5 protein-coding genes are annotated in these 6,153 nt (G+C 71.4%); 2 read left to right on the top strand and 3 right to left on the bottom strand.

The features are described 5' to 3' along the window. The first annotated feature begins 82 nt into the window (after positions 1–82). Positions 83–1,939, top strand: a complete 1,857-nt coding sequence (locus GL263_RS19355; protein ID WP_228456660.1) for a S8 family peptidase — start codon at positions 83–85, stop codon at positions 1,937–1,939. 172 nt (positions 1,940–2,111) lie between these two features. Here GL263_RS19355 and GL263_RS19360 read toward each other — a convergent pair whose 3' ends face one another. Further along, positions 2,112–3,800 (bottom strand): BCCT family transporter, encoded by a 1,689-nt coding sequence (locus tag GL263_RS19360; RefSeq protein WP_228456661.1) that lies wholly within the window; start codon positions 3,798–3,800, stop codon positions 2,112–2,114. Between the two features lie 164 nt (positions 3,801–3,964). Beyond that, positions 3,965–4,609 carry a hypothetical protein gene (locus GL263_RS19365; RefSeq protein ID WP_182857000.1) on the bottom strand — a complete coding sequence of 215 codons (645 nt, stop codon included), beginning with the start codon at positions 4,607–4,609 and terminating at the stop codon, positions 3,965–3,967. A gap of 296 nt (positions 4,610–4,905) precedes the next feature. On the opposite strand from GL263_RS19365, the gene GL263_RS19370 reads away from it, so the two are divergent. Then, positions 4,906–5,553 (top strand): hypothetical protein, encoded by a 648-nt coding sequence (locus tag GL263_RS19370; RefSeq protein ID WP_182857001.1) that lies wholly within the window; start codon positions 4,906–4,908, stop codon positions 5,551–5,553. 23 nt (positions 5,554–5,576) lie between these two features. On the opposite strand, the gene GL263_RS19375 is transcribed toward GL263_RS19370, so the two are convergent. Beyond that, positions 5,577–6,149 (bottom strand): helix-turn-helix domain-containing protein, encoded by a 573-nt coding sequence (locus GL263_RS19375; protein WP_182857004.1) that lies wholly within the window; start codon positions 6,147–6,149, stop codon positions 5,577–5,579. Positions 6,150–6,153: the final 4 nt, after the last annotated feature.

A 6,153-nucleotide genomic window follows, 5' to 3' on the forward strand; every position in this document is an offset into this window, starting at 1 on the left:
GCCCACCACCGTGCTGCCTTCACCAACCCTCCACACCGGTACCGGCGCGTGCAGCCGGGCCCGGGACCGAAAGGCACCACTGTTGAACAGACCCCTCACGCGTGCCCGGAACACCTCACGCCGCGCACGTATATCCCTGCTGGCCCTCGCCACGGCGACCGCCGTCGGCGTCGGAGTGCTCACGCCCGCCCTGGCCGGCGCGAGTGACGCACCCCGCGCCCCCGAGGCCGCGAAGGCACCCGCCGACAACGCGCAGGCAGCCCAACTCCCGCCGCAGACAACGGTGGAGAGGCTGATCGTCGGCTACAAGAGCAAGGCCGAGGAGGCCGACTCCAACGCCGCCGCCCGCAAGGACATCGCGGCCAAGGCCCGCGAGGTCGGCGAGAAGCTCGGCTTCGACCGCCGCCTGGGAACCGGCGCCGCCGTCGTCGACCTCGGCAAGGAACTCAGCCGCGCCGAGACTTCCGACGTCATGGCCACCTTCAAGGCCGACCCGGACGTGGCCTACGTCGAGCCCGACACCCGGATGTACGCCTTCGCCACGCCCAACGACACCGACTACGCCAAGCAGTGGGACCTCTTCGAGACCCGCGCCGGCATGAACGTGCCCGAGGCGTGGGGCACCGCGACCGGCAACGGCGTCACCGTCGCCGTCATCGACACCGGCTACGTCTCGCACTCCGACCTCAACGGCAACACCGTCGCCGGCTACGACTTCATCTCCGACGCCGGCAACGCCCGGGACGGCAACGGCCGCGACAGCGACCCGAGCGACACCGGCGACTGGCGGGCGGCCGGCGAGTGCGGGCCTGACACCCGCGCCTCCAACTCCTCCTGGCACGGCACCCACGTCGCCGGCACCATCGGCGCGATCGCCAACAACAACAAGGGCATCGCGGGCGTCGCCCACCGGGCGAAGATCCAGCACGTTCGGGTGCTCGGCAAGTGCGGCGGTTCCACCGTCGACATCGCCGACGCCATCACCTGGGCGTCCGGCGGCAGCGTGCCCGGCGTGCCGGCCAACCCCAACCCGGCCAAGGTCCTGAACCTCAGCCTCGGCGGCCCCGGCAGCTGCGGCACGACCACGCAGAACGCCATCAACGGCGCCGTCGGACGCGGCAGCACGGTGGTCGTCGCCGCCGGCAACAGCGACCAGAACGCCTCCGGCTTCACCCCGGCCAACTGCAACAACGTCATCACCGTGGCCGCCAGCAACCGCAACGGCGACCGCGCCCGCTACTCCAACTACGGCGCCACCATCGACGTCACCGCCCCCGGCGGTGAGACCCACGTCTCGGCCGCCGACGGCATCCTCTCCACCCTCAACAGCGGCACCACCGGCCCGTCCAGCGAGAACTACCGGGCCTACCAGGGCACCAGCATGGCCGCCCCCCACATCGCCGGCCTCGCCGCGCTGATGCTGGAGGCCAAGCCGTCGCTCACCCCGGCCCAGATCGAGTCCGCGATCAAGGCCAACGCCCGTCCGTTGCCCGGCACCTGCTCCGGCGGCTGCGGCGCCGGCCTCGCCGACGCGGCCAAGACGCTGCGGGCCGTCACCGGAGGCGGCGGCGACACCGGCAACCCGCCGGCCGGCCGCACCTTCCAGAACACCACCCGCCTCAACATCCCCGACACCGGCCAGTCCGTCACCTCGTCCGTCAACGTGACCGGCATCAGCGGCAACGGCCCCAGCGAGCTGCGGGTTGCCGTCGACATCCGGCACACCTACCGCGGTGACCTCGTCGTCGACCTGGTCGCACCGAACGGCAACAGCGTCCGGCTGAAGAACTCCTCCGCCTCGGACAACGTCGCCAACCTCAACCAGACGTACACCGTCAACGCCAGCCAGGTCGCGGCGAACGGCACCTGGCGGCTGCGGGTCACCGACGTCTACCGCGGTGACACCGGCTACCTCAACGCCTGGAGCCTGACCTTCTGACACCGCGACCGGTGACCTCACCGGTCCCGCACACCCCTCCGTGCCGCCGCCACCATCCGGCGGCCCGGCGGTGGCGGCGGCGGCCCCGACCCACCCGGCCGGGGCCGCCGCCGCGTGTTTCCGCGTGTCTCCGCGTATCTCCGGGCGTCTCGGGCGTCTCCCGGGTGGCGGGTCAGCGCTGCTCGCCGTCGCCCTCCTCGCGCCGGCCGATCCTGCGACGGACCTGTACCGCCTTCTGCCGGGCCTGGTTCGCCCGCCGGGTGACCGCCCGGCGCCGGTCCTCCAACTCCGCCCGGAACATGCCCGGCGGTGGCCCGCCGAGCTGCGGGAAGTCCTGCCGCAGCGCGCGCAGCAGGGAGAAGATCATCAGGAAGCCGAGCGCGAAGAACGGCAGCCCGACCACGGTGATCACCTGCTCCAGCGCGGTGAGCCCGCCGGTCCCGGTCGCCGCGATGAGCGTGCCGGCCACCACGCCCTCGGTGATCGCCCAGAAGACCCGCTGCCGCGTCGGGCTCGCCTGCTCCGTCTTCCCCACACAGAGCAGGTCCACCACCAGGGACGCCGAGTCGGAGGAGGTGGTGAAGAAGATGACCACGATGAACACCGACACGGCCGCGACGAACGTCGACAGCGGGAAGTTGTTCAGGAAGGCGAACAGCGCGCCGGGGATGTCCCCCTGCTCGACGACCTCCGACACCAGGTCCGCCTCGCCCTCCATCTGGAGGTTGATCGCGGACAGCCCGAACACGCTGAACCACACGACGGTGAACGCCGTCGGCAGCAGCAGCACACCCGTCACGAACTCCCGGATCGTCCGGCCCTTGGAGATCCGCGCGATGAAGATGCCCACAAAAGGCGACCAGGTGATCGTCCACGCCCAGTAGAAGACCGTCCAACTGCCCTGCCAGCCGGTGTCGCCGAACGTGTCGTTCCAGAACGACAGGGGCACCAGCCAGCTCAGGTACGTGCCGGTCGTCTCGATGACGCCGCGCAGCAGGAACAGCGTGGAGCCCGTCACCAGCACGAAGAGCATCAGGGCGACGGCGATGGTGATGTTGAAGTTCGACAGCCGCTTGATGCCCTTGTCGAGGCCCGCCACCACCGAACCCGTGGCGATCAGCGTGACCACTGTGATGATCAGGATCTGCACCAGCCGGTTCTCCGGTACGCCGAACAGGTCCGCCAGCCCGCTGTTGATCTGCATCGTGCCCAGCCCGATGGAGACCGCGACCCCGAACAGCGTGCCCATCACCGCCGCGATGTCGATCGCCTTGCCGACCGGCCCGTGGATGCGCTCGCCGAGCAGCGGGTGCAGGATCGAACTCACCCGGAACGGCAGCCCTCGCCGGTGCACGAAGTACGCGAACGACAGCGCGGGCAGGCAGAAGATGGTCCACGTGTGCAGGCCGAAGTGGTACAGCGAGTAGCCCATCGCCATCTGGGCCGCCTCCACGGACTCCGGCTCCACGTCCGCCTGCGGCGGGTTGGCGAAGTGGCTGATCGGCTCCGCCACACCCCAGAACATCAGGATCGTGCCGATCCCGGCGGCGAACAGCATGCCGAACCACGCCCGGTGGCTGTACTCGGGCCGGGCCTCCTGCCCGCCGAGCCTGATGTGGCCGTAGCGGCTCAACGCGATCCACAGCAGGAACACCAGGAACGTCGTCACACCCAGGATGTAGAACCAGCCCAGGTTGCTCTTCAGCCAGTCGGAGGCGGACCGGAAGACGCTGTCCACCTGGTCGGTCAGGCTGATGGCGGTCACGACGAAGACAAACGTCAGCGCCGCCGCGGTGAAGAAGATGACCGGGTCCGTCCGCAGTCCGAGCCGCCGCGCCAGCCGTTCCAGCAAACCGAGCAAGTGACACCCCCGCCGAGTCGTCGCACTGTGATCCGGGTCACAGCGCCATCACGCTACCCCGGCGTCTACCCGGCCCCCGAAATGCCACGCCCTCCCTTTCGGGCGAGGCGGTCCGGGAAGGGAGGGCGTGGTCGTCGTGGTCGTCGTGGACGCGGGACGGTCGGCTACCTGGCCAGCGACTTGCGCGCGCTGGTCACCTGGCAGGAGTAGACAAAGCGGTCGTTGCTGGAGTACGACGCGTGCGAGCGGACGGTCCGGTCGCCGCCGGCGTTGACCGTCACCGTCTGGTAGTCGGTCCTGAGCGTCCGGGTCGCGACCGTGGAGGAGGGGCTGGTGCCGACCCGGAAGACGACCGTGAAGGAGTACGTGAACGCCTGCTCGCTGGAGGAGTTCTGGATCGCCACGTCGTAGTTGATGCGGGCGCCGCCCTGGTCGTAGCGGCAGCTCTGCCCCACGACCTCTCCGAGCGCGTTCGGGTTGAACGTCGGAGGCGGCGTGTAGCCGCCCGTGGTGCCGCCCGAGCTGAGCCCGCCGCTGCTTCCCCCGGAGCTGAGGCCGCCCGTCGTACCGCCCGAGCTGAGCCCGCCGCTGGTGCCGCCCGAGCTGAGCCCGTCGCCGCCGCCCGAGCTGAGGCCGCCCGTGCTCAGGTTCGGCGGGCTGAGGGACGGCAGCGGCGGCATGCTCGGCGGCGACGGCACGTCCCCTAGTCCCCCGAACGCCTTGTCCTTCGGCTGGTCGGCGCAGCCGGAGAGCCCGGCGACGGCGGTGAGAGCGATGACGGCGGCGCCCACGGCGCGGCGAGTTCGCATGAATGATCCCCCGAGTACTGACGGTTCAGCAGGTGCGGGCCGTGTCCCACGGCCGAAGAGCACAGGAAGGGTATCGGACGGCTCCCCGCGCGCCGGCGCCCGAGCGCCCGCGCACGGCGTCTGTAGCACGCCCGTGTCCCCGCTGTGGCGCGGCTGTGGCCCTGCCGTTGCCCGCCCCGGGCCGGCCCCGCCTCGGGCTCCCGGCCATCCGACGCCCTTGGTACCTTGACGGCGCACAGCCGCCGTGCTTCGACACCGCTGTGCTTCGACGAACACGCTTCACTCTCGGGGGAACCATGAGTCAGCCCTGGCAGCAGCCGCCACAGCACAACCCGTACGGCCAGCCCGGCCAGCCGCCCGTACCGCCGCAGCCGCCCGGCTACGGCTACCCGCAGCAGCCGCCCCAGCCGATGCCGCCCGGCTACGGCTATCCGCAACAGCCGGTCTACCCGCAGCAGCCGGGCTACCCGCACCCCGGCTTCCCGCCGCCGCCCGGTGGCGGCGGCAAGGTCGGCAAGGCGTTCCTCTTCGCCTGGCTCGTCTCCGGCGGTCTGTCCGCCGCCTACATCCTCATGCTCGTCCTCACCTATGAGGACCTGTCGCTCGTCGGCCTGCGGGTCAGCTACATCGTCCTGGCGCTGGCGCTCGCCGGCGCCGTCGGCACGGTCGCCGGCCGCGCCGGCGGCCGCAAGACCGCCGCGCACGTCATCGCGGCCCTGTTCGCGACGCTCGCCGCGTTCTTCGCCGTCACCAACGGCTACGTGGCGACGCTGCTCAACGCGGGCGGTCCCGACATGCTGGAGCTGATGCTCGAACACAAGCCGGGCGCGCCGGCCGAGTTCTGGTGGGAGCGGCTGAACGGCGCCCTCGCGCTGCTCGGCCTGGCCGTCGCCGGCGGCGGCGCCTTCACCACAGCCCACCTGACAGGCAAGAAGCGCCCGTAGGGTCCACGGAACGAACCGGCGGCTCAGGTGGAGGTGCGGGGGCGGGCGCGGAGGTGGATGCGTTCGCCTTGTTGGCCGAAGAGGCTGAGGATCTCCACCGGGCCCTCGCCGGTGGAGCCGAACCAGTGCGGGAGGCGGGTGTCGAACTCGGCGGCCTCGCCGGAGCCGAGCACCAGGTCGTGGTCGGCGAGCACGAGCCGCAGCCGGCCGGCGAGCACGTAGACCCACTCGTAGCCCTCGTGGGTGCAGGGCTGCGGCGTGGTCCGGTCGGCCGGCAGCACCATCTTGTAGGTCTGGAGGGGGCCGGGCTGACGGGTGAGGGGCAGGACGGTGTTGCCGCCGTGGACCCGCCGGGGTCGGAGCCGTACCCGCGGGTCGCCGACCTCGGGCGCGCCGACGAGTTCGTCCAGCGGCACCTGGTGGGCCTGGGAGAGCGGGAGCAGGAGCTCGAGGGTGGGTCGGCGCTGCCCGGACTCCAGCCGGGAGAGCGTGCTCTTGGAGATGCCGGTGATCTCGGAGAGCGCGGCCAGGCTGAGGCCGCGCTCGGTGCGCAGCCGGCGCAGCCGGGGGCCGACCTCGCCGAGCGCCCGGTTGATGTCC

Source organism: Streptomyces durbertensis (genome assembly GCF_014156695.1).
Taxonomy (GTDB): domain Bacteria; phylum Actinomycetota; class Actinomycetes; order Streptomycetales; family Streptomycetaceae; genus Streptomyces; species Streptomyces durbertensis.

Excerpts from the sequence above, each read along its gene's own strand:
- GL263_RS19365 (WP_182857000.1), bottom strand. The coding sequence starts at position 4,609 with ATGCGAACTCGCCGCGCCGTGGGCGCCGCCGTCATCGCTCTCACCGCC.
- GL263_RS19370 (WP_182857001.1), top strand. The coding sequence starts at position 4,906 with ATGAGTCAGCCCTGGCAGCAGCCGCCACAGCACAACCCGTACGGCCAG.